This window comes from Pseudorhodoplanes sp., from assembly GCA_032027085.1.
Lineage (GTDB): Bacteria > Pseudomonadota > Alphaproteobacteria > Rhizobiales > Xanthobacteraceae > Pseudorhodoplanes.
Map to the genome: position 1 here is coordinate 2,313,821 of JAVSMS010000001.1, position 21,257 is coordinate 2,335,077.

Sequence of the window (21,257 nt, forward strand, 5' to 3'; positions counted from 1 at the left end):
GTTCCAAAAGGTTACGCCCGCAACTAAAAGATAATATCTTTACGATCTTTCGAACCCTGCCTAACATTGCGGCCGAGATCGAGGGTCGTGATGAAGACCGAGACGCCGCTCATCACCCGTTCGGGCCAGCCGTTTCTGGCGGGGCGCAGCGGTTCGCTGTCGGCGCAGATCGTCGCCGATGTGCGCGACGCGCTGTTCGAAAAGCGGCTCAAGCCCGGCGCCGTCATCGGCACCGAAAAAGAACTTGCGGCACGCTACGGCGTCAGTCGCATCGTGGCGCGCGACGCATTGCGTACGCTGGAGGCGCTCGGCATCGCCGAAATCCGCATGGGCAAAGGAGGAGGGGCGCGGGTGGCGCGCGGCAATCCGCGGTTGTTCGCGGAGGCGCTGGCGGTGCAGCTCGATCTCACCGGCGTGACCGCAGCCGAAGTCATGGACGCGCAGCGCGCGATCGAATGCCTCGCCGCCGAACTTGCCGCCGAACATGCGACACCGGCCGATCATGCGCGGCTCAAGCGGCTGCTGGCGGAAGCGGATAGTCTGATCGAGGACGGCGACGCCTATACGCGATCCTGCCGCGAATTCCATCTCGCCATCGCCGAGGCCTCACATAACCGCGTGCTTGTGGTGCAGTTCATCTCCCTCAATCACGTGTCATGGCCGGCGCACAATCGCACGCTGACGCCGGAGGTGGCGCGGCGGGTGCTCGCCGTGCATCAGGAACTCGCATCGCTGATCGAGATGCGCGACGCCGCCGGCGCCCGCAGGCTGATGGACGACCACGTCAAGATGATCCGCGCGCGGCGTGTGGCCGAGCGCGACGGGAAACATCCAGAAGAAGGATGCTGCTGAACGAGCGACCAACTAACCAACCAAAGACCAAGGAGAAAAAAAGATGGGCAAGCATAAATTCATCATCGAGCCGCATTTCCGCCTGCAGGAATGGATCGCGGAAGAAAAGGGTTACTACGCGCAGGAGGGCCTCGATTACGAATTCCGCGAGCTGGTGCAGTCGACCGATGCGAAGATTCACGACAAGGGCAACAAGGTCGGCGCCTTCCAGTCCTTCGAGGAAGGCCGCAAGGCGGATGTGAGCTGCGCCTGCCACTGGACGGTGAATGTCGCCGCCGCCAAGGGCCATGGCCGGCTCAACCGCGATGTCTATTCGGTGGCGCCGTCGGGCATTTTCGTTGCGCCAGATTCCCCGATCAAGACCCCGGCCGACCTCGCCGGGGTGCCGATCTCGGTCGGCTTTCAGTCCGGCAGCCATTATTCAACGATCCAGGCGCTGGAGCAGTATATGCCGAAGGAAAAAATCAGCCTCTCCTTCAATGACGGCATGCTGTTCAAGCGCATGGAATTGCTGCTCGACGGCAAGATTCCGGCAGCGGCCCTGTTCAGCGGACCTTACTATTTCGCCGAGCAACTGGGCTTCCGCAAGATCATGGACAACACCTTCATGATCGCCAACATGATTCACGGCGAGCCGGACATGGACGACCTGCGCAGATTCTTCCGCGCGCTGAAGCGGGCGCAGCGCGATCTCGATCTGCGGCCGGAGCTGTACACGCATTACTACAAGAAGGAATTCCCGGTGCGTTATCACGACCGCATGGACACGCGCCGCTGGGGTCCGGGCGAACGCATTGTGTTCGAGCCGTACACGGAGGAAACCTTCAATACGTCGCGCGAGTGGATCGGCGAACACGAAATTTTCGAGGGCGGCGATCTGGGCAAGAAGCGCTATGAGGAAGCGACCGTCAGCGTGATGTAGCGTTTGACGGAAGGAGAAGAACGCCGCGTGTAAGAACACGCGGCGTTTCTATTTCTGTCTCAGCATCTCCGGCTCCGCCACGCGTAGTCCGATCAGGCGGTCGATGGTGGCCGTGTCCTGCTCCAGTTCGGCAGACGTTGCGCTGTGGGCGATGTTGCCGCGTTCCAGCACAATCGCATTCTGCGTGAGTGACAGCGCAATGTCGGTATGCTGCTCCACCAGAATGAAGGCCGTGCCCTGTTCCGCCAGCATGCGGCGCAGCGCCGAGGCGAGTTCCTCCACGATGATGGGGGCAAGGCCCTCGAACGGCTCGTCAAGGAGAAGCAGGTCGGGATTGGTCATCATGGCGCGGGCGACCGCAAGCATCTGCTGTTCGCCGCCGGAAAGATGATTGCCCTTGTTGCCGCGGCGTTCCTTCAGGCGCGGCAACAATTCGTAGATGCGATCGAGCGTCCAGTGGCCAGGTCGGGACGCGACGGTGAGATTCTCCTCCACCGACAGTGACGGGAAAATCTCGCGCTCCTGCGCCACCCAGCCGATGCCGCCGCGCGCGCGCTTGTATGGCGGCAATGCGGTGATGTCCTGTCCGAGCCAGATCACGCTGCCGCGCGCCACCTTGGTGTAGCCCATGATGGTCAGCAGCAGGGTCGATTTGCCGACGCCGTTGCGGCCGAGGATCGCGAGGCTGCCCTTGTCGGCGAGATCGAAGGACACATTGTCCAGTACCACGGCATCGCCGTAGCCGGCGCGGATAGTCTTCAGCGCGAGCAGGGGGTCAGCCATGGCGGCCTCCCTTGCCGAGATAAACCTCGCGCACGCGGGGGTCGGCGGCGATCTCGGCGGGAGTGCCTTCCACCAGAATGGCGCCGCCGACCATCACGATGATGCGGCTGGCGAAACGGAACACGACGTTCATGTCGTGCTCGATGAACAGGATGGCGATGTCCTTGGAGAGTTCGGCGATCACCGAAAACAATTCGGCGCTTTCCTCTTCCGGCACGCCGGCGGCCGGTTCATCGAGCAGCAGAACTTTCGGCTTGGTGGCGAGCGCCAGCGCGATTTCCAGGAGGCGCTGCTGGCCATAGGCAAGCTCGCGCGTGTCCCGATAGGCGACGCCGCCGAGCTTCAGCGAATTGAGAATGCTGTAGGCCTCGTCCGCATCATTTTTGTAGGAGGGAAGGCCTTTCCACCAGACGCCGGCATCGCCACGACGCTCCGCGATCACAAGCATGACCGATTCCAAAGGCGTCAGGTTCGGAAACAGCGTGTTGATCTGGAAGGTGCGCACAAGGCCTCGCTTCACCCGCGCGTCGGGCTTGAGCTCAGTGATGTCTTCATCGCCGAGGACAATGCGCCCGCCGTCGGGCGTCAGAAGTCCGGTCATGAGATTGATCAGCGTCGTCTTGCCGGCGCCGTTGGGGCCGATCAGCGCGTAGCGCTCGCCCTGCGGCAATGTCAGACTGATCCCCTTGGCCACAACGAGCGAGCCGAAGCTCTTGTCGACGCCGTGCGTCGAGAGGGCCGGCGCGCTCATGTCCGCCCCCGCCAGGACGACCACAATTTCCTCAGGCCGCCCAGAATGCCGTTCGGCAGCACCATCACCACAAAGACCAGCAGGAGGCCGATCCAGAAATACCAATATTGCGGGTTGATGCCGGAAAACTGGTCGCGCGCGATCATGAAGATCGCCGAGCCGACCAGCCCGCCATAGAGCATGCCGGCGCCGCCGAGCACGAGCATCACCAGCGTGTCGGCGGAGCGCTGGAAGCTCAGCACCTCAAGCGCGACGGTTTCAGTAGTCTGCGCCAGCAGCGCGCCGGCGACACCTGCCATGGCGGCAGAGATGGTATAGATTTTACGGATATGCGCGCGGCTCGGCGCGCCGATCGCCGGCATGCGTGTCGCGTTTTCGCGGATGCCGCGCATCGCCAGCCCAAACGGCGAATTGGTGATGCGCCGCGCCAACAGGAAACCGAGAAAGAGCACGACCAGCGAATAAGTATAGGCAGTGTAGCCCCAGAGGTCGAAATCGAAGACGCCGAAAATCTTCCAGATCCTCACGCCCTGCAGGCCGTCGGCGCCGCCGGTGAGAAAATGCGCGCTGTTGGCCGCTTCGTGCAGCAAGAGGCCAAGCCCGAGCGTGATCATGATCAGCGTCAGATGGCGAAACCGCGCGATGATGAAACTCGAGGCATAGCCGACGAGGGCGGCCATCGCGGCGCCGATGATCAGGCCGGTAATGGGCTCCCCCCAGCCGTGTTTGGACACAATGCCGGCCGTGTAGGCGCCAAGCCCGAAAAAGGCGGCATGTCCGAGCGAGACGATGCCTGCATAGCCGAGTATGAGGTCGAGCGAGAGCGCGAACAGGGCGGTGATGGCGATCTGGCTCGCCAGCACGAGATAGCTCGGGAACAGAAAGTAGGGCAGCAGAGTGCAGAGCCAGAAGGCGACCTCAATGACGTGCCAGCGGCTTTGCGCTTTCAAATATTCATAGGGGCTTGAGGCGGTCTCTGTCGTCAGCGGCATGGCTCAGCGCCTCCCGAACAGGCCGGCCGGCCGCCACATCAACAGCAGGATCATCACCAGATAGATCAGGAAGGCGCCAATCTCCGGCACATAATATTTGCCGGCGACGTCGCTGACGCCGATCAGCGTCGCGGCGGCGAAAGAACCGCCGATCGATCCCAGTCCGCCGACCGAAACCACGATCAGCACATAGACCAGATAGATGAAGGCGAAAGAGGGATCGAGGCCGACGATTTCAATTGCGAGCGCCCCGCCAAGGCCGGCGAGCCCGGAGCCAAGCGCGAAGGTGACAGCGAAGGCGCCGTCGACATTGATGCCGAGGCCGCGCGCCATGCGCTGGTTGTCCACGGCTGCGCGCACCTGCGCGCCGAAGCGCGTGTATTCCAACGCCAGCACCAGGACGAGGGTGATGACGAGGGCGACGCCGATCAGGAACAGGCGATAGACCGCAAAATTCACGCCCATCACGTGGAACGAGCCGCGCAGATAGGACGGCATCTGCACCGGCTGCAGGATGGTGCCGAAGATATAGGCTGCAACCGCAACCGAGATGAAGGCGAGCCCGATGGTGAGCAGCACCTGGTCGAGATCGCTAGCGCGGTAGAGCGGGCGGTAGAGGGTGCGTTCCAACAGCACGCTGACAAAAGCCGCCGCCAGAAAGGCAAACGGCAAAGTGGCCAGAAATGGCCACTTTGCCGTATTCATGAGAAAGACGGTGACATAAGCGCCCAGCATGGCGAAGGCGCAATGCGCCAGGTTGACGAAATTCATCATCCCCAGCGTCACCGAAAGTCCCACGGACAGCAGGAAGAGAAGCATCCCGTACGCAAAGCCGTCGAACAGGACGCCGATCACAGGGCCGATCATTGCAAACTTCGATCCTTCCGGCGCTGTCCGTGGAAAACCTGGCGGTTACTTCTTCATCCGTGCCTTGACCGGGTCCTTCACGTTCTCGACCTTGTCGAACTCGACATTGACGAGCTTGCCGTCGACCTTTTCAACCCGGCGAACATAGATGGTCTGGATGATGTCGCGGGTCTCGGGATCGATCGAGATCGGGCCGCGCGGGCTCTCCCACTTCATTCCCTTGGCGGCATTGATCAGGGCCTCTCCGTCGGTCTTGCCGCCGGTCTTCTTCAGCGCCTCGTAGATCAGGTGCATGCCGTCCCAGCCGCCGATGCTGAACAGGTCCGGGTTGCGGCCATAGGCTTCATTATAGGCTTTCACGAATTCCCGGTTCATCGCCGATTGATGATTGTGGTCGTAGTGGAAGCCGGTGATGATGCCGAGCGCCACATCGCCCATGCTCTTCAGCGCGGTATCGTCGGTAATTTCGCCCTGGCCCATCACCTTGATCTTCTTCGGATCGATGCCGCGCTCCGCCAGCGCCTTGCCGAAAGCGGCCGGCTGCGCGCCGCCAGGCACGAAGACAAAGATGCCCTCCGGATTGATGTCCTTGGCGCGCTGCACATACGCGCTGAAATCCGGATTTGCGACCGGCATCCGGACCGTGCCGACCACTTCGCCGCCGGCCTCCTTAATACCTCGGCTGAAGGCGCCCTCGGCGTCAATGCCGGGGCCGTAATCGGAGACCATGGTATAGATCTTCTTTACCCCGCCCTTGGTCGCGGCCCATTTGCCGAGCGTCTCATTGATCTGCGGGATCGTGACCGAAGCCCGCGCCATGTACTGAGACTTGGTGGTGATGATCGCAGTTGCCGCATTCATGACCACCATGAACTTCTTGGCCTGTTCCGATACGTCGCCGGCGGCCATCGCGTTCGGGGTCAGCGCGAAGCCGGCCAGTATGTCGACGTTGTCGCGAACGATCAGCTCCTGTGCAAGTCGCTTGGCGACATCGGGCGCGATGCCGCCGGTGTCCTTGCGGATGAATTCGATCTTCTTGCCGGCAACGGTATCGCCCTTCTGCTTCACATAGAGCTTAATGGCGTTGTCCATTTGCGCGGCGGCGTCGGCGAACTGCCCCGAATAGGACATGATCAGACCGATCTTGATGGTGCCTTGCGCATTGGCCGCCGGCATGGCCGCGGCCAGTCCCAATGCGGCGGCAAGGCCGATCAGCGCTTTCTTCATTTCATCCTCCCACTTGATCTTGCTGGCCAATTTGTCATGTGGCCGGTTGAGTCGGACCGTAATAGCAGACATTTACCCGGTCAATTGCACTGCCAGGCGCGGCAAAAAGAATTCGATGAACGAGCAAGTGCGTCCTATTTGGGCATCCGCGCCTTCACCGGATCCTTCACATTCTCGACCTTGTCGAACTCGATATTGGTCAATTCACCGCCCACCTTTTCGACCTTGCGGATATAGATCGTTTGCACGACATCGCGGGTTTCCGGATCAATCTGGATTTTGCCGCGCGGGCTTTCCCACGACATGCCCTTGGCTGCGTTGATGAAGGTCTCGCCGTCGGCCTTGCCGCCGGTCTTCTTCAGCGTCTCGTAAATGAGATGCATGCCGTCATAGCCGCCCACCGCCAGCAGATTGGGATTCACGTTGTTATTGGCGGCGCGGAAGTCCTTGACGAATTCCTTGTTCAGCGCGGAATTGTGGCTGCGATCGTAGTGATACGAGGTAATGACCCCGAGCGCTTCGTCGCCCATGCTTTGCAGGCCGGTGTCGTCGACGATTTCGCCGGAGCCGAGGATCTTGATCTTGTCCGGGGTCACGCCGCGTTCGGCGAGGCTCTTCATCACCGCGGCGGGCTCCTTGCCGGCCGGCACGAAGATGAAGACCGATTGCGGATTGGCGTCCTTCACCCGCTGCGCATAGGCGGAGAAGTCTACATTGTTCACCGGTGTGCGGATGGCACCGAGGATTTCGCCGCCGGCCGCCTTGAAGGCGCGCTGGAAGCCCTGTTCGGCGTCGTGGCCGGGCGCATAATCGGACACCATGGTCATGGCATTCTTGATGCCATTCTTGAACGCCCAGGCCCCCAGCGGTTCGGTGATCTGCGGCAGCGTCATCGACACGCGTACGGAGTAGGGCGACTTGGTGGTGATGATCGACGTCGCCGCGTTCATGATCACCATCGGCTTCTTGGCCTGTTCGGAAACCGGAGCCGCAGCCAATGCATTCGGCGTCAGCACAAAGCCGGTAAGAATGTCGACGCCATCGCGCACGACCAGTTCCTGTGCCAGGCGCCGGGCGACATCGGGGGCAATGCCGCCGGTATCCTTGCGGATGATCTCGATCTTCTTGCCGGCGACGGTGTCGCCGTGACGCTTCATGTAGAGCCTGATCCCCCCGTCCATCTGCGTTGCAGTGTCGGCCACCGGACCGGAGAACGGCAAAATCACGCCGATCTTGATGGTGCCCTGCGCCTGTGCAGGCGCTGTGGCAAAGAACATGGCGGCAGCGCCGCAGATGGAAAAAGTCTTCAGATGGTGACGCACGTGATCCTCCCTGCTTCCCCCGGAAGCTGGCCGAATACTAGTCAGGAACATTTTTCCGGTCGAATCGATTCCCACCTGCCCAACGCTGCCCACCCGCAGGGATCAGACGGTCCCCCAGACCTCGTCGGCGACCTCGACGCACAGGGCGAGCTTGCGGCGCTCGATGTCCTCGGTGACCTTGTTGCCGTGATGGGTGGAGGCGAAGCCGCATTGCGGGCTGATGCAGAGATTCTCCAGCGGCACATATTTCGCGGCCTCATCGATGCGCCGCTTGAGAGAATCCTTGGATTTCAGTTCCGGCACCTTGGAACTGACCAGGCCGAGCACGACTTTTTTCGTCTTCGGCACGAAACGCAACGGTTCGAAGCCGCCCGCCCGCTCGCTGTCATATTCCAGGAAGAAGCCATCGACATCAGCCCCGCCGAACAGGACCTCGGCGACGGGCTCGTAGCCGCCCTCGGCCATCCACATGCTCATGGCATTGCCGCGGCAGGTATGCATGGTGATCGCCATGTCGCCGCGGTCTTTGGTGATGGCGCTGACAATATCCGCATATAGTTGCGCCAGCGCAACCGGGTTTTCGCCGTCCTTTTGAACCTGTGCCTGGATGCCGCTGTCGCAGATTGTCGCAAAGGAGACGTCGTCGAGCTGCAGATAGGTGCAGCCGGCCTCGGCCATGTCGGCGATCTCCGCGCGATAGGCGGTGACGATGTCGGACCAGAAGTCCTTCACGTCGGGATAAACCTTCTGATCGATCACCTTGCGGCCGCCGCGCATGTGCAGATAGGTCGGCGAGGGAATGCAGAATTTTGCGGTCTTCGTCGTTGCCGATTTCACGAACTTGAAATCGTCCACCATGATCGGCTTGCTGCGGCGGACCTTGTCGTTCACCACCAGCATCGACGACATATGCGCGGTTTCCCCGCCGGCGCCCTTGAAGCTGACGGCATAGTCGCCGTGCGTCCAGACGATGCCGTCGAAGCCTGTGAGGAAATCGACATGCCAGAAGGCGCGGCGGAGCTCGCCGTCAGTGATGCCCTGAAGCCCGGTCGATTCCTGCAGGGCGATGACATCGCGGATGCAGGCATCTTCGAGGCTGCGAAGTTCCTCCTTGGAAATTTCGCCCTTTTCTGCTTTCGCCCGCGCCTCCTTCAGGCGTTCGGGGCGGAGCAGGCTGCCGACCTGGTCGGCGCGATAGGGCGGTTTGCTTGCTGGCATTCGTTGTTTTCCTCGGTTCGATATTTCACCAAGCGAACCGGGAAGCCGCTTTTTCGTCAACCACTAATCAGCACCGCGGAAGGTGGGCATGGCGGCCATGCGGCCCAATCGCGAACCGCGGGAAGTCAGCGCGCCGATGGAAAATCCGGCGCGCTGATTGCAGCGGAACCGGCGCTATTTCTTCTTCATCGCCTCCTTCACGGGGTCTTTCACATTCTCCACTTTGGCGAATTCGACATTGCGCAGTTCGTTGCCGACTTTCTCCACCCGACGGATATACACGGTCTGGACGATGTCCCGGGTCTCGGGATCGATCGCGATCGGCCCGCGCGGGCTTTCCCATTTCATGCCTTTGGCGGCATTGACCAGCGCCTCGCTATCGGTCTTGCCGCCGGTCTTCTTTAACGCTTCGTAGATCAGGTGCATGCCGTCATAGCCACCGACGGCAAGAAAGTTCGGATTCACGCCGCTGAATTCTTTGGTGAATGCAGCAACGAACTCTTTGTTCAGCTTGGAATCGTGATTGTGGTCGTAGTGCCAAGCGGTGATGATGCCGAGCGCAGCATTGCCCATGCTCTTGATGGCGGAATCGTCGGTCACCTCGCCGGTGCCCATGATCTTGATCGCTTGTGGATTGACGCCGCGTTCCGCAAACGCCTTGCCGAGCGCCGCCGGCTGCGCGCCGGCCGGCACAAAGACAAAGATCGATTCCGGATTGAGGTCTTTCGCGCGCTGCACGAAAGCCGAGAAATCCGGATTGGCCACCGGCATGCGCACGGCGCCGATAATTTCCCCGCCGGCCGCCTTGAAGGCATTTGAATAGGCGCCTTCGCAGTCATGTCCGGGGCCATAGTCGGAGGCCAGCGTATAGGTCTTCTTCGTGCCGTTCTTGAAGGCCCAGGTGCCGAAAGTCGCGCAGACCTGCGGCAGGGTCAACGATGTGCGTACGGAGTAGTTTGACTTGGTGGTGATGATCGCCGTCGCCGCATTCATGATGACCATGAATTTCTTGGCCTGGTCCGACACGTCGGACGCTGCGATCGCATTCGGCGTGAGTACGAAGCCGGCGAGTATGTCGACATTGTCGCGGACAACGAGCTCCTGTGCGAGCCGCTTGGCGACATCCGGCGCAACGCCGCCGGTATCTTTGCGGATGATTTCGATCTTCTTGCCGGCGACGGTGTCGCCCCTCTGCTTCATATAGAGCTTGATGCCGTTATCGAGTTGCGTGGCCGTATCGGCGAATTGTCCCGAATAGGGCAGAATGACGCCGATCTTGATCGTGCCTTGCGCGAGCGCCGGTGATGCAGCGAACGCGATTGCAGTCAGGCCACCCAGTCCGACGATGATTTTTCTCATCGGGGTCCCTCCAGGTGATGGTTTGTGAACGTGCTTTTTTTCTTTAAACGGTATCGGCGGCGGTCAGGCGGGTCAATTTGACGGCTGGTCCGGTCCAGGCCCGGAAGCGGTTTGCGTCCAAAAGCCGCAAGGCCGCTGCCGGCGGACCAAGCCGGGCGATCCGTAAGTTGCATCTCTCAGAAGGCTATATGTAGAGAGTATCAGAGGCCCGGAATAGGCCGGCTTGCCGAGGACATGCAGTGTGCCGATCCGCTTTCGACTGAATGGAGTTCCACGGGTCCTGGACGGGCTTTCGCTCACCGTGACCGTTCTGGACTACCTTCGAGGGACGGAGCGCCTGACCGGCACCAAGGAAGGCTGCGCCGAGGGCGATTGTGGGGCCTGCACAATTGTGGTGGCCAAGCCGGGGCCAGATGGACCGCGTTACGAAGCGGTGAACTCCTGCCTCATGCTGGTACCGCAGCTCGCGGGCTGTGACGTTCTGACCATCGAGGGGCTTGCGGCGCGCGACGGAGAATTGCACCCGATCCAGTCGGCGCTGGTGAATGCCGACGCCACTCAATGCGGATTCTGCACGCCGGGCTTCGCGATGGCGATGTTCGCCTTCTCGCAGGACGGCAGCGCGCGCGACGACGAGACGATCCACGAAGCGCTGGCCGGCAACCTGTGCCGCTGCACCGGCTACCGGCCGATCGTCGAAGCCTGCCGCAAGCTGCAGCCGGCACCGGCCGGGTGCGTTGAGCACATGCAAGAGAACGATACGCTGCCGCTGAATGATGAAGATGCCGTCCATCGTTGCGGAGAGCAGATTTTCTACGCGCCGGCGTCGCTCGACGCACTGACCGCTTTGCGCGCGCAGAACCCTGACGCCATCCTGCTTGGCGGCGGCACCGATCTTGGCCTGCGGGTGAGCAAGGAGCGCGAAGCATTTCCGGCGGTGATCTGGGCCGGGGCGGTGGCCGAGCTCAAGCGTTTGCAGGATGGGGACGGCGTGCTGGAGATCGGCGGCGCCGTCACCTATTCGGAGGCGTTGCCGCTGCTCGACAAGCATTTTCCATCCTTCGCTGCGCTTGTCCGTCGCGTCGGCTCGCGGCAAATCCGCAATCTCGGCACGTTCGCAGGCAATCTCGCCACGGCATCGCCGATCGGCGACACCATTCCCTGCTTGTTCGCGCTGAATGCGGAAGTGACGTTGCGCTCGCAAGCGGGCATGCGCAGCTTGCCGGTGGAGCAATTCATTGCTGGTTATCGCAAGACCGCAATGCAGCCAGACGAGTTCATTGAATCAATCCGTATTCCGGTCGCGCGCGGAGATCGCATTTTCAAAGCCTACAAATTGTCCAAGCGGTTCGATCAGGACATTTCCACCCTGGTGGCGGCTTTCAGCCTTGCGATCGAGAATGGCATTGTGCGCGATATCCGGGCGGCGTTCGGCGGCATGGCGGCGCAGACAGCGCGCGCCAGACATGTCGAAGCCTCTCTGGTGGGTAAGGCATGGACAGCAAATGCGGTTGCTGACATCGATGCCATCATCGCGCAGGATTTCAGGCCGATGAACGATCATCGGGGCGGCGCGGATTATCGCCTGCGCGCGGCCGCCAATCTCGTCCGCCGGCTGCAGGCTGAAACATCTTCTTCGCAACCCGTACAGGTCTGGTTGCTATGACGGCTCCGCTCGGACGCATCCAGGGCGGCATTCATGCATCGATCCGGCATGACAGCGCCGCCGGCCATGTCAGCGGCAGTGCGCTCTATATCGACGATATCCCGAATGTGCCCGGTGCGCTGGAAAGCGCGCTTGTGCTCAGCCCACATGCGCATGCGCGCATCAGGTCGATCGATGTGTCGGCGGCGCTGGCATCGCCGGGCGTCGTAGCTGCTATTTCCGCAAAAGATATCCCGGGCAAGAACGACATCGGCCCGATCCGGCCCGACGAGCCGCTGCTGCCGTCCGATATTGTGGAATATGAAGGCCAGCCGGTGGTCGCGATTGCGGCGACGACGCTCGATCATGCGCGCGTCGCGGCAAAGCTGGTGAAGATCGATTACGAAGTGCTGGAGCCGGTGCTGACGGTCGAGGAAGCAATCAAGCGCCGGCTATTCCTCACGCCGCCGCAAATCATGACACGCGGCGACGTGGATGCGGCGCTGAAAAGCACGGCACATCGTTTGTCCGGCGAGCTGCGCTGCGGCGGGCAGGATCACTTCTACCTTGAGGGGCAGGTCGCCATCGCCACGCCCGGCGAAGGCCGCGACATGCACATCTTCTCCTCCACTCAGCATCCGACCGAGGTGCAGCACGGCGTGGCGCATCTCCTGGGGATTCCGTTCAACGCAGTCACCTGCGAGGTGCGGCGCATGGGCGGCGGCTTCGGCGGCAAGGAGAGCCAGGCCACGATCATCGCCGGCATTGCCGCGGTGCTGGCGTGGAAGACGCGCCGGCCGGTCAAGCTGCGGCTACCGCGCGACGACGACATGCGCGCGACCGGAAAGCGGCATCCCTTCCTGTTCCGCTACGATGTCGGCTTCGACGGCAGCGGCGCGATCGCTGGCCTCGATCTGATGCTGGCGGCGAATGGCGGCAATGTCGCCGACCACACGCCGGCGGTGCTGACGCGTGCACTGTGCCATGCCGACAATTGCTACTGGCTGCCGAACCTCCGCTTCACCGGCTACACCTGCAAGACCAATATCGTCTCCAATACGGCCTTCCGCGGCTATGGCGGTCCGCAGGGGATGTTCGTTATCGAGACGATCATCGAGATCGTGGCGCGCCATCTCGGCAAGACGCCGCAAGAGATCCGACAGCGCAATTTCTACGGCATCGGTCGGAATGATGTCACGCCTTACGGCATGAAGGTCGAGGACAATATCATCGAGCGCGTGCTCGACGAACTCGATCGCAATGTCGATCTGGCCGCGTGGCGGAAGGATATTGTCGCGTTCAATGAGGCGAGCCCCGTCATCAAGAAAGGGCTCGCGACCATGCCGGTGAAATTCGGCATTTCCTTCAACAGGCCGGCGCTGAACCAGGCCGGCGCGCTAGTGCACGTCTATACCGATGGCAGCGTCACCCTGAATCACGGCGGCACCGAGATGGGGCAGGGGCTGTTCATCAAGGTGGCGCAGGTTGTCGCGGAAGCGTTCCAGATCGACATTGGAAACATCAGAATAACGCCGACGAGCACCGGGAAAGTGCCGAATACGTCGCCGACCGCCGCGTCTTCCGGCTCCGATCTGAATGGCATGGCGGCACTCAATGCCGCCGAACAGATCAAGGCACGGATGGCCGACGTCGCTGCGGAACAGTTCAACGTGCCGGTCGGCGAGGTCGTTTTTCAGCAGAATCGTGTTTATGCCGGCAACCGATCCATGTCGTTTGCCGAACTCGCCGCCCTCTCATGGGAAAAGCGCGTCTCGCTGTCCGCCACCGGCTATTACCGCACGCCGAAAATCCATTGGGATTTCGCCACCAATACCGGCCGCCCGTTCTATTACTTCACCTATGGCGCGGCCGCGGCAGAAGTCGCCATCGACACGCTGACCGGCGAATCGCGGGTGCTGCGCGCCGAGCTCGTCCAGGATTGCGGCCAATCGCTCAATCCGGCGATCGATCTCGGCCAGATCGAAGGCGCCTTCGTGCAAGGCATGGGCTGGCTGACAACCGAGGAACTGGTCTGGGACGACAAGGGCCGGCTGCGTACGCACGGGCCGTCAACTTACAAAATTCCGGGCAGCCGCGACGTGCCGCCTGTCTTCAATGCCCGCATCTTGCCCGATGCACCGAACCGGGAAGAAACCGTCTTCCGCTCCAAGGCGGTCGGCGAGCCGCCTTTGATGCTGGCCTTGTCGGTCTGGCTTGCCATTCGGGACGCCATTTCGAGCCTGTCGGGATATCGGCTGGCCGCCCGGCTTGATGCACCGGCTACGCCGGAGCGGGTGCTGGCCGCGGTGGACGATATCCGCGCTCGCGATCAAGCCTGACGGCGACCCATTCAACCCACTGATCTTTCACATCAAGAAATTTCTTGGCGACTGACGCCAGGATTCCATTGACTGCGATCGGGTTGGGGATTAATAGAGCGAACGTTCATTCGCTTTTACCGCACTGCAGCAAGTAGCCGGTTACCATGCGACGTCCGAGCGCCCAGCTCCAGCAAGACCGCCGCGAGGAGATTCTCGACGCGGCCCGGCGCTGCTTTGCTCGCACCGGCTTTCACCAGACCTCGATGCAGCAGATCTGCGCGGAGGCCGGGATGAGCCCGGGCAATCTCTACCGCTACTTCCCGTCCAAGGAAGCGATCATTGCCGGCATCACCGAGCGCGACCGCGCCGAAGTGGGGGCGCAACTCGCCGGTGCCCAGGCGGCGCCCGACTTTTTTGCAACCTTGGAAGCGCTGGCACGCCACCATCTGGTCGAGCGACCGACGGAGGATGTCGGGCTGTGTATTGAGATGATCGCGGAGAGCCGGCGCAATCCCACCATCGCGCGCATCATGCGCGATTTTGACGCCGACGTGCGTGCGCACCTGTTCGCGCTGCTGGCGGCTGCGAAGGATCGCGGCGACATTGCTGCGGACGCCGATTTCGAAGCCGCCGTTGAAACGATGATGCTGCTTGCCGACGGGGTGTGGTGGCGCCGCGCGGTGCATGACGACTTCGATCCGAAAACGTCAATTCCGATTTTCATGAGCATCATGCGGTTCATGCTGCTCGACCGCGCACAACGCGGAGAGAGACAGGTGGGAGTCTCCGATGAAGGGTAGCCGTATTGTCGCCATCGGCCTTGTTGTCGTGGCGGTCGCCTGGATTGCATCCGGCCATCTCATTCCGCACGAGAGCACGGAGAGCAAGGCGGCTTTGACCACCGAAGCCGAGAAGAAGGCCTTTCGCGTGGCTGTTGTTGAAACGACGGCGCAGCCGCACAGTCGCAAGCTCATTCTCTCCGGCCGCACCGAAGCCGACCGCAAGGTGGCGGTTGTGGCGCGCACCGGCGGTGCGCTCACCGAGTTGCGCGTGAAGCGCGGACAGCAGGTCAAGAAGGGCGATGTCATCGCGGTGCTGTCCGATGACGCCCGCGAGGCGCAGGTGGCGCAGGCGCGCGCTCTCTACACGCAACGCAAGACGGAGCTTGAAGCACGCCGCAAGCTGATCGAGCAGGGTACGCTGCCGAAGCTCGAACTCGTCAATCTCGAATCGCAATTCAAGGCCGCCGAAGCCGCGCTCGCTGCGGCGGAAGCCGAACGTGATCGCGGCATCGTGCGCGCGCCCTGGGACGGCGTGATCACAGATACGCCGGCGGAAGTCGGCGGCGCCGCCTTCTCGATGGCCGGCAAGGAGGTGGCGCAGATGGTGGCGCTCGATCCGATGCTGGCCGTGGTGGAAGTGTCGGAACGCAAGCTTGCGGGCATCAAGCTCGGCGACGTTGCTGAACTGCGCCTTGTGACGGGCCAGAAGGCGACCGGTCGCGTGCGCTTTGTGTCCAAGTCGGCGAGCCCGACCACGCGCACCTATCGCGTCGAGGTCGAGGTGAAAAATCCGGACGGCTCGATCCCCGACGGCATCACCGCGGAAGTCGCCATTCCGATGGCCCCGGTGGAGGCCTCGCGCGTGCCGCGCTCGGCGCTAACCTTCTCGTCCGCGGGCGATCTTGGCGTCCGCGTCGTCCGCGACCAGGGCAGGGTCGATTTCGTGCCGATCAGCGTGGTTGAGGACGATCAGGCTTTCATGTGGGTCGCCGGCATTCCCGATCAGTCGCGCGTGATTGTGCAAGGTCAGGACTTCGTGCGTGAAGGCCAGATCGTGCAGGCCGTACCGGCGCCGGAAACCACGGCGGCGAGCCGCTGACCCTCTTGATCGCGGAAAGAGACGCGTCATGTTCAAGCTCATCGACTACGCGATCAGCCATGCGCGCCTGACCATTGCGACGCTGATCTTCCTGCTTGTCGCCGGCTTCATCTCCTACCGGGCGATCCCGAAGGAATCCGAGCCCGACGTCAAGATTCCGATCATTTACACGCAGCTCACGCAGCGCGGCATTTCACCGGAAGATTCCGAGCGGCTGCTGCTTCGGCCGGTCGAGACGCAGCTCAAGTCGGTCAGCAACGTGAAGGAAATGCGCTCCACCGCCTTCGAGGGTGGCGGCTATGTGCTGCTCGAATTTGAAGCAGGCTTCGATTCCAAGGCGGCGCTCGCCGACGTGCGCGCCAAGGTCGACCAGGCCAAGCGCGATCTGCCGCGTGATGCCGATGAGCCGATCGTGCAGGAAGTCAATCTGTCGCTTTATCCGGTGCTCGTGGTCGGCCTGTCCGGCGACATACCGGAGCGTTCGATGCTGCGCATCGCGCGCGCGGCCAAGAATGCGATCGAGCAGGTGCCGGGTGTGCTGTCGGCGGAATTGCGCGGCTCGCGCGAAGAGGCGGTCGAGATCATCGTCGAGCCGATGCTGCTGAAAAGCTACGGCGTCTCGCTCGACCAGCTCATCAGCACCGTGAACGCATCGAACAGCCTGATCGCCGCCGGCGCCCTGGAGGGCGATACCGGACGCTTTGCCGTCAAGGTGCCTGGCCTGATCGAGCGGCCGCAGGATGTGCTGAAGGTGCCGGTAGCCGCCACCTCCGGCGCAACCATCACCGTCGGCGACGTGGCGCAGGTGCGGCCGACCTTCAAGGACGCCACCTCTGTTACGCGGGTCAACGGCCGCACCGCCATGACCATCGAAGTGTCCAAGCGCACCGGCGCCAATCTGCTGGAGACAGTGGACGGCGTGAAGGCGCTGGTCGAGAAGATGAAGACGACCTGGCCGGAAGGCGTGCACGTCACCTTCACGCAGGACAAATCGAAGACCATCCGCATCATGCTCGCGGATCTGCAGAACTCGGTGGTGACAGCCGTTCTGCTGGTGACCGTGATCATGCTGTTCGCTCTGGGCTTCCGCGCCTCGCTGTTCATCGGCATCGCGATTCCGGCGTCATTCCTTGCGGGTGTGCTCGGGCTGTATCTCGCCGGGCTGACCGTGAATATCGTCGTGCTGTTCTCGCTCATTCTCGCGGTCGGCATGCTGGTGGACGACGCCATCATCGTCTCCGAATTCGCCGAGCGCCGTATGGCCGAAGGCATGCCGCCGAAGGAGGCCTATTCGCTCGCCGCGAAACGCATGGCCGGGCCGGTGATCGCCGCGACTGCGACGCGCGTCGCCGCCTTCTCGCCGCTGCTGTTCTGGCCGGGCGTGGTCGGCGAATTCATGAAATACATGCCGATTACCCTGATCGCGACACTGTCGGCCTCGCTGGTCGTGGCGCTGTTCTTCACGCCGACGCTTGGCGCGCTGCTTGGCAAGGCGGCGCCGGTTCCGCATGACGAGCGCATGAATGAGCGGGGCCTCTATATGCGCACGGTGCGGCTGGCTCTGCGCCATCCCGGCACGACGCTCTCGCTGGCGGTCTTCCTCTTGGTGGCGGTGTCGCTCGCTTACGGCAAGTTCGGCCGCGGGGTCGAATTCTTCCCCAACGTGGAGCCCGATTACGGCCAGGTGATCGTGCATGCGCGGGGCAATATCTCGCTTGAGGAGAAGGACCGCCTGCTTCGCGATGTCGAGAAGCATGTACTGGCGACGCCCGGTCTGCAGACGGTCTATACCCGTGTCGGTGAGCAGCCGCGCGGCTCGAACGAGATCACGGAAGACACCATTGGTGTGATCCAGTTCGAATTCGGCGACTGGAAGACACGCAACGTCGCTCACAAGATCATGGACAGCATCCGAGAAAGGACCGCGGAAATTCCCGGCATTCTCGTCGAGGTGACGGCGCCGCGCGCCGGCCCTCCCACCGGCAAGCCGATCCAGGTGCAGATCGGCGCGCTCGATCCGGATGTGTTGCCGGGCATTGCCAAGAAGGTTGCCGGCGTTCTGGCGCAGAATCCGAATATCCGCGATCTCGACGATGGATTGCCGCTGCCCGGTATCGACTGGAAGATCGAGGTCGACAAGGCGGAGGCCGCGAAATACGGCGCGGGGCCGAATACGGTCGGCACGGCGGTGCAGCTTGTTACCAACGGCGTGAAGGTGACCGAATATCGCCCCGCCGAGAGCGACAAGGCCGTCGATATCCTGGTGCGGTTTCCGAGCGACCGCCGCAGCCTCGACCAGATCGACGAATTGCGGGTGCAGACGCCGTCCGGGCAGGTGCCGATCGGCAATTTCGTGCAGCGCATCCCGGCACAGCGCGTCGGCTATATCAACCGCGTCGGCAGTAACCGCGTGATGACGGTATCGGCGAATGTCGCGGAAGGCGTGCAGACCGCGAAGGTGCAGCAGCAGATCGCCGCCGAGTTGAACAAGACCGATCTTGGCGTCGGCGTGACCTGGAAGCTCAAGGGCGAGGACGAGGAGCGCGAGAAGGCGGGAGCATTTCTGATGGGCGCCTTCGGCACCGCGATCTTCCTGATTTTTGCGATCCTCTTGGCGCAGTTCAATCGGCTGACCTCGGTCGGTCTGGTGCTCACGGCGGTCGTTCTCTCGACCATCGGCGTGCTGCTCGGTCTGCTGGTCATGGGGCAGCCCTTCGGCGTGGTGATGACCGGCATCGGCATCATCGCCAATGCCGGCGTGATCGTGAACAACAACATCGTGCTGATCGACACCTACGACCGGCTGCGGCGCGAAGGCGTTGCCGCTTATGATGCGGTCATCGAAACCTGCCGTGAGCGCGCGCGTCCCGTGGTGCTGACGGCGGTGACGGCGATCCTCGGCGTGCTGCCGATCGCCTTCGGCATGAATCTCGATTTCCTGCTGCGTGAAGTCGCCGTGGGAGCGCCGTCGACGCAATGGTGGATCAGCCTCTCGACCGCGATCGTGTTCGGCCTCGGCTTCGCCACCATCCTGACGCTGATCGTCACACCGGCGGCGCTGATGGGCATCGCCATCCTGGCGGAGAAGCGCGGGGCGTGGATGGGGAAAGTGCGGGCAAGATTGGGGCGCCGCCGGATAAAGGTTGCGAGCTGAGCCAGAACTTTCGTTCGCCCCCCGCTTGCGCGGGGACGAACGGAGATTGGATATGGCTATAAAGTATCCTCGATCTCTTTCCGCAGCTCCGCCGTCACTTCCGGCATGACGCCATAGAAGGCGCGAAAGGCCGGGCGCGCCTGATGCAGCAGCATGCCGAGGCCGTCGACAACGGTGTTACCGCGCGCTTTTGCTGACGCGAGCAGCGGCGTGACCAGCGGATTGTAGACGATATCGCTGACCAGGGCCGTTGTCGGCAGCGCGTCGAGCGCAATGTCGAGCGGCGGCTGGCCGACCATGCCCTGACTGGTCGTGTTGACCAGCAGCGCCGCGCCATCGAGGGCCTCGGCGCGCTTGTCCCACGCGAGCACGCGCACATTTGAGCCTGCCGCTGACGCGAGTTCTTCGGCGCGCTCGCGGGTGCGGTTCAGCAGCCTGATCTCCTTCGCCCCTTCGGCAATCAGCGTCACCACGATCGCGCGAGCACCCCCGCCGGCGCCAAGGACGACAACCGGTCCTGCATTCGCCTTCCAGTCCTTGCGGACGTCGCGCACGCTTTCGACAAAGCCATAGCCATCGGTATTGAAGCCCGAGAGCTTGCCGTCCTTTTCCACAACGACTGTGTTCACAGCTCCAATGCGTTGCGCCAGCGGGTCGACATTGTCCACCAGCTTCATCACCTCAAGCTTGTGCGGAATGGTGACGTTGCAGCCGGAAAATCCGAGCGCAGACAATCCTTTCAGCGCGTCGGCAACGCGACCGGGGGCGACCGGCAGCGGCACATAGGTCCCGGCGATGCCGTAATGCGCGAGCCAGAAGCCATGCAGCTTCGGCGAACGCGAATGCGCCACCGGCCAGCCCATGACTCCCGCCAGCTTGAAAGGGTGCGTCTCGTTCATGCAGTGTGACTTCTAGCGTGTATGGCTTTCGATTAGGTGAAATCCGGTGCGAAAGGAAGACGTGAATGGCGGCGAAGATACAAATCCGCATGGGTGGTTACGGCCCGGCCACCACCTGCTTCAGCAAGGCGCTGAAATTCATCGGCGGCCGGCTGGAATCCGAATTCGGCGACAGCGTCGACATCAAATATGTCTGGAACATCATGGATTTCGGTTACCGGTCGGAGGATATTCTCTGGCTGGTTGAAAGCGGCATTCTCAGTCTTGGCTATCAATCGTCCAGCTATCTGACCGACCGCGTGCCGGAGCTCGGCATTGCCGATCTGCCGTTCCTGTTCTCCGACAAGACAAAGGCGCGCGCCGCCATCGACGGCGAGATGGGCGCGTTCCTGGCGCGGAAGATCGAGGAGCGCGTCGGCTATCGCATTCTCGGCTGGTTCGAGAACGGTTTCCGGCATGTGTCGAACAAGGTGAAGCCGATCCACACGCCGGCCGATATGACTGGCATGACCATACGCGTGCTGCCGAGCAAGGTGCAGGCGCGGACTTTCGAACTCATGGGTGCGAAGCCGTTACGCTGGGATCTGACCGAAGCGCTGCAGGCGATCTTCGCCGGCACCATCGACGCGCAGGAAAATCCGCTCGCCAACACGGTCACCTATGGCGCGCACAAATATCACCGCTTCCATACGCTGACTGGGCATTTCTACGTGTCGCGGCCCATTTTCCTGCACCGCACGTCCTATGACGGATGGCCTGACGCGTTGCGGAGAGCGATGCAGCACGCGGTGAAGGATGCCGTTTTGTTTCAGCGGAAGCTTGCGATCGGCGAGGAGGAAGAGGCGCTGGCCGCGATCAGGGCGCAGGGTTGCGAAGTCGTGGAGCTGAGCGCGGCCGAGCATGCGCAATTCGTCACGGCGGTCCAGCCGCTCCTGGCGGAAGCGCGCAATGTCTATGCGCAGGACGCCCTGCGGTTCGTATCGAGTTGATCTTGCTGCGAATTCAACTTGGCTCACACTCGCTGCTTTTGGAAATTTCATGTAATGAAAATAAACTTTACAATG

The 21,257-nt window shown here is 62.2% G+C and carries 17 protein-coding genes; 8 read left to right on the top strand and 9 right to left on the bottom strand.

Features of this window, described 5'->3' with window-relative positions:
* Positions 1-90 precede the first annotated feature (90 nt).
* Positions 91-852, top strand: a complete 762-nt coding sequence (locus RO009_11220; GenBank protein ID MDT3685599.1) for an FCD domain-containing protein — start codon at positions 91-93, stop codon at positions 850-852.
* 43 nt (positions 853-895) lie between these two features.
* Entirely contained in the window at positions 896-1,774 is an 879-nt protein-coding gene (locus RO009_11225; GenBank protein MDT3685600.1) for an ABC transporter substrate-binding protein, read from the top strand.
* A gap of 48 nt (positions 1,775-1,822) precedes the next feature.
* Here RO009_11225 and RO009_11230 read toward each other — a convergent pair whose 3' ends face one another.
* The 8 genes from RO009_11230 to RO009_11265 all read right to left on the bottom strand — a co-directional run bounded on the left by RO009_11230 (position 1,823) and on the right by RO009_11265 (position 10,293).
* Positions 1,823-2,557 carry an ABC transporter ATP-binding protein gene (locus tag RO009_11230; protein ID MDT3685601.1) on the bottom strand — a complete coding sequence of 245 codons (735 nt, stop codon included), beginning with the start codon at positions 2,555-2,557 and terminating at the stop codon, positions 1,823-1,825.
* Positions 2,550-3,308 (bottom strand): ABC transporter ATP-binding protein, encoded by a 759-nt coding sequence (locus RO009_11235; protein ID MDT3685602.1) that lies wholly within the window; start codon positions 3,306-3,308, stop codon positions 2,550-2,552. Before RO009_11235 ends, RO009_11230 begins: the two co-directional genes overlap by 8 nt.
* Entirely contained in the window at positions 3,305-4,300 is a 996-nt protein-coding gene (locus RO009_11240) for a branched-chain amino acid ABC transporter permease (protein MDT3685603.1), read from the bottom strand. The genes RO009_11235 and RO009_11240 overlap by 4 nt, the downstream gene beginning before the upstream one ends.
* 3 nt (positions 4,301-4,303) lie before the next feature.
* The gene (locus RO009_11245; protein MDT3685604.1) at positions 4,304-5,164 is read right to left on the bottom strand and encodes a branched-chain amino acid ABC transporter permease; all 861 of its coding nucleotides are present in this window, start codon (positions 5,162-5,164) and stop codon (positions 4,304-4,306) included.
* Between the two features lie 48 nt (positions 5,165-5,212).
* Positions 5,213-6,394 (bottom strand): ABC transporter substrate-binding protein, encoded by a 1,182-nt coding sequence (locus RO009_11250; protein ID MDT3685605.1) that lies wholly within the window; start codon positions 6,392-6,394, stop codon positions 5,213-5,215.
* Positions 6,395-6,528: 134 nt separating this feature from the next.
* Entirely contained in the window at positions 6,529-7,716 is a 1,188-nt protein-coding gene (locus RO009_11255) for an ABC transporter substrate-binding protein (GenBank protein MDT3685606.1), read from the bottom strand.
* 102 nt (positions 7,717-7,818) lie between these two features.
* Positions 7,819-8,934 carry a 5-methyltetrahydropteroyltriglutamate--homocysteine S-methyltransferase gene (locus RO009_11260; protein MDT3685607.1) on the bottom strand — a complete coding sequence of 372 codons (1,116 nt, stop codon included), beginning with the start codon at positions 8,932-8,934 and terminating at the stop codon, positions 7,819-7,821.
* Positions 8,935-9,108: 174 nt separating this feature from the next.
* Entirely contained in the window at positions 9,109-10,293 is a 1,185-nt protein-coding gene (locus RO009_11265) for an ABC transporter substrate-binding protein (protein MDT3685608.1), read from the bottom strand.
* Between the two features lie 241 nt (positions 10,294-10,534).
* On the opposite strand from RO009_11265, the gene xdhA reads away from it, so the two are divergent.
* From xdhA to RO009_11290, 5 genes are all read left to right on the top strand, one after another.
* On the top strand, positions 10,535-11,959 hold the full coding sequence (xdhA, locus tag RO009_11270) for a xanthine dehydrogenase small subunit (GenBank protein MDT3685609.1): 1,425 nt from the start codon (positions 10,535-10,537) through the stop codon (positions 11,957-11,959).
* Positions 11,956-14,277 (top strand): xanthine dehydrogenase molybdopterin binding subunit, encoded by a 2,322-nt coding sequence (gene xdhB / locus RO009_11275; GenBank protein ID MDT3685610.1) that lies wholly within the window; start codon positions 11,956-11,958, stop codon positions 14,275-14,277. The genes xdhA and xdhB overlap by 4 nt, the downstream gene beginning before the upstream one ends.
* A 146-nt stretch (positions 14,278-14,423) precedes the next feature.
* Complete coding sequence (locus RO009_11280; protein ID MDT3685611.1) at positions 14,424-15,059, top strand: helix-turn-helix domain-containing protein; 636 nt, start codon at positions 14,424-14,426, stop codon at positions 15,057-15,059.
* Positions 15,049-16,140, top strand: a complete 1,092-nt coding sequence (locus tag RO009_11285; protein ID MDT3685612.1) for an efflux RND transporter periplasmic adaptor subunit — start codon at positions 15,049-15,051, stop codon at positions 16,138-16,140. The genes RO009_11280 and RO009_11285 overlap by 11 nt, the downstream gene beginning before the upstream one ends.
* Positions 16,141-16,168: 28 nt before the next feature.
* Positions 16,169-19,294, top strand: a complete 3,126-nt coding sequence (locus RO009_11290; GenBank protein MDT3685613.1) for an efflux RND transporter permease subunit — start codon at positions 16,169-16,171, stop codon at positions 19,292-19,294.
* A gap of 56 nt (positions 19,295-19,350) precedes the next feature.
* Here the strand turns inward: RO009_11290 and RO009_11295 are convergent, their stop codons facing one another.
* Complete coding sequence (locus RO009_11295) at positions 19,351-20,193, bottom strand: shikimate dehydrogenase (GenBank protein ID MDT3685614.1); 843 nt, start codon at positions 20,191-20,193, stop codon at positions 19,351-19,353.
* Between the two features lie 65 nt (positions 20,194-20,258).
* Between RO009_11295 and RO009_11300 the strand changes: the two genes are divergently transcribed.
* Positions 20,259-21,182 carry a TRAP transporter substrate-binding protein gene (locus RO009_11300; GenBank protein MDT3685615.1) on the top strand — a complete coding sequence of 308 codons (924 nt, stop codon included), beginning with the start codon at positions 20,259-20,261 and terminating at the stop codon, positions 21,180-21,182.
* Positions 21,183-21,257: the final 75 nt, after the last annotated feature.

What these genes read in the sequence shown, in the direction of transcription:
- RO009_11225 (MDT3685600.1), top strand. Translation starts at nt 896, where the DNA reads ATGGGCAAGCATAAATTCATCATCGAGCCGCATTTCCGCCTGCAGGAA.
- RO009_11285 (MDT3685612.1), top strand. Translation starts at nt 15,049, where the DNA reads ATGAAGGGTAGCCGTATTGTCGCCATCGGCCTTGTTGTCGTGGCGGTC.
- RO009_11235 (MDT3685602.1), bottom strand. Translation starts at nt 3,308, where the DNA reads ATGAGCGCGCCGGCCCTCTCGACGCACGGCGTCGACAAGAGCTTCGGC.
- xdhB (MDT3685610.1), top strand. Translation starts at nt 11,956, where the DNA reads ATGACGGCTCCGCTCGGACGCATCCAGGGCGGCATTCATGCATCGATC.
- RO009_11265 (MDT3685608.1), bottom strand. Translation starts at nt 10,293, where the DNA reads ATGAGAAAAATCATCGTCGGACTGGGTGGCCTGACTGCAATCGCGTTC.
- RO009_11220 (MDT3685599.1), top strand. Translation starts at nt 91, where the DNA reads ATGAAGACCGAGACGCCGCTCATCACCCGTTCGGGCCAGCCGTTTCTG.
- RO009_11250 (MDT3685605.1), bottom strand. Translation starts at nt 6,394, where the DNA reads ATGAAGAAAGCGCTGATCGGCCTTGCCGCCGCATTGGGACTGGCCGCG.
- RO009_11290 (MDT3685613.1), top strand. Translation starts at nt 16,169, where the DNA reads ATGTTCAAGCTCATCGACTACGCGATCAGCCATGCGCGCCTGACCATT.
- RO009_11295 (MDT3685614.1), bottom strand. Translation starts at nt 20,193, where the DNA reads ATGAACGAGACGCACCCTTTCAAGCTGGCGGGAGTCATGGGCTGGCCG.
- RO009_11300 (MDT3685615.1), top strand. Translation starts at nt 20,259, where the DNA reads ATGGCGGCGAAGATACAAATCCGCATGGGTGGTTACGGCCCGGCCACC.
- RO009_11280 (MDT3685611.1), top strand. Translation starts at nt 14,424, where the DNA reads ATGCGACGTCCGAGCGCCCAGCTCCAGCAAGACCGCCGCGAGGAGATT.
- RO009_11240 (MDT3685603.1), bottom strand. Translation starts at nt 4,300, where the DNA reads ATGCCGCTGACGACAGAGACCGCCTCAAGCCCCTATGAATATTTGAAA.
- RO009_11260 (MDT3685607.1), bottom strand. Translation starts at nt 8,934, where the DNA reads ATGCCAGCAAGCAAACCGCCCTATCGCGCCGACCAGGTCGGCAGCCTG.
- RO009_11230 (MDT3685601.1), bottom strand. Translation starts at nt 2,557, where the DNA reads ATGGCTGACCCCCTGCTCGCGCTGAAGACTATCCGCGCCGGCTACGGC.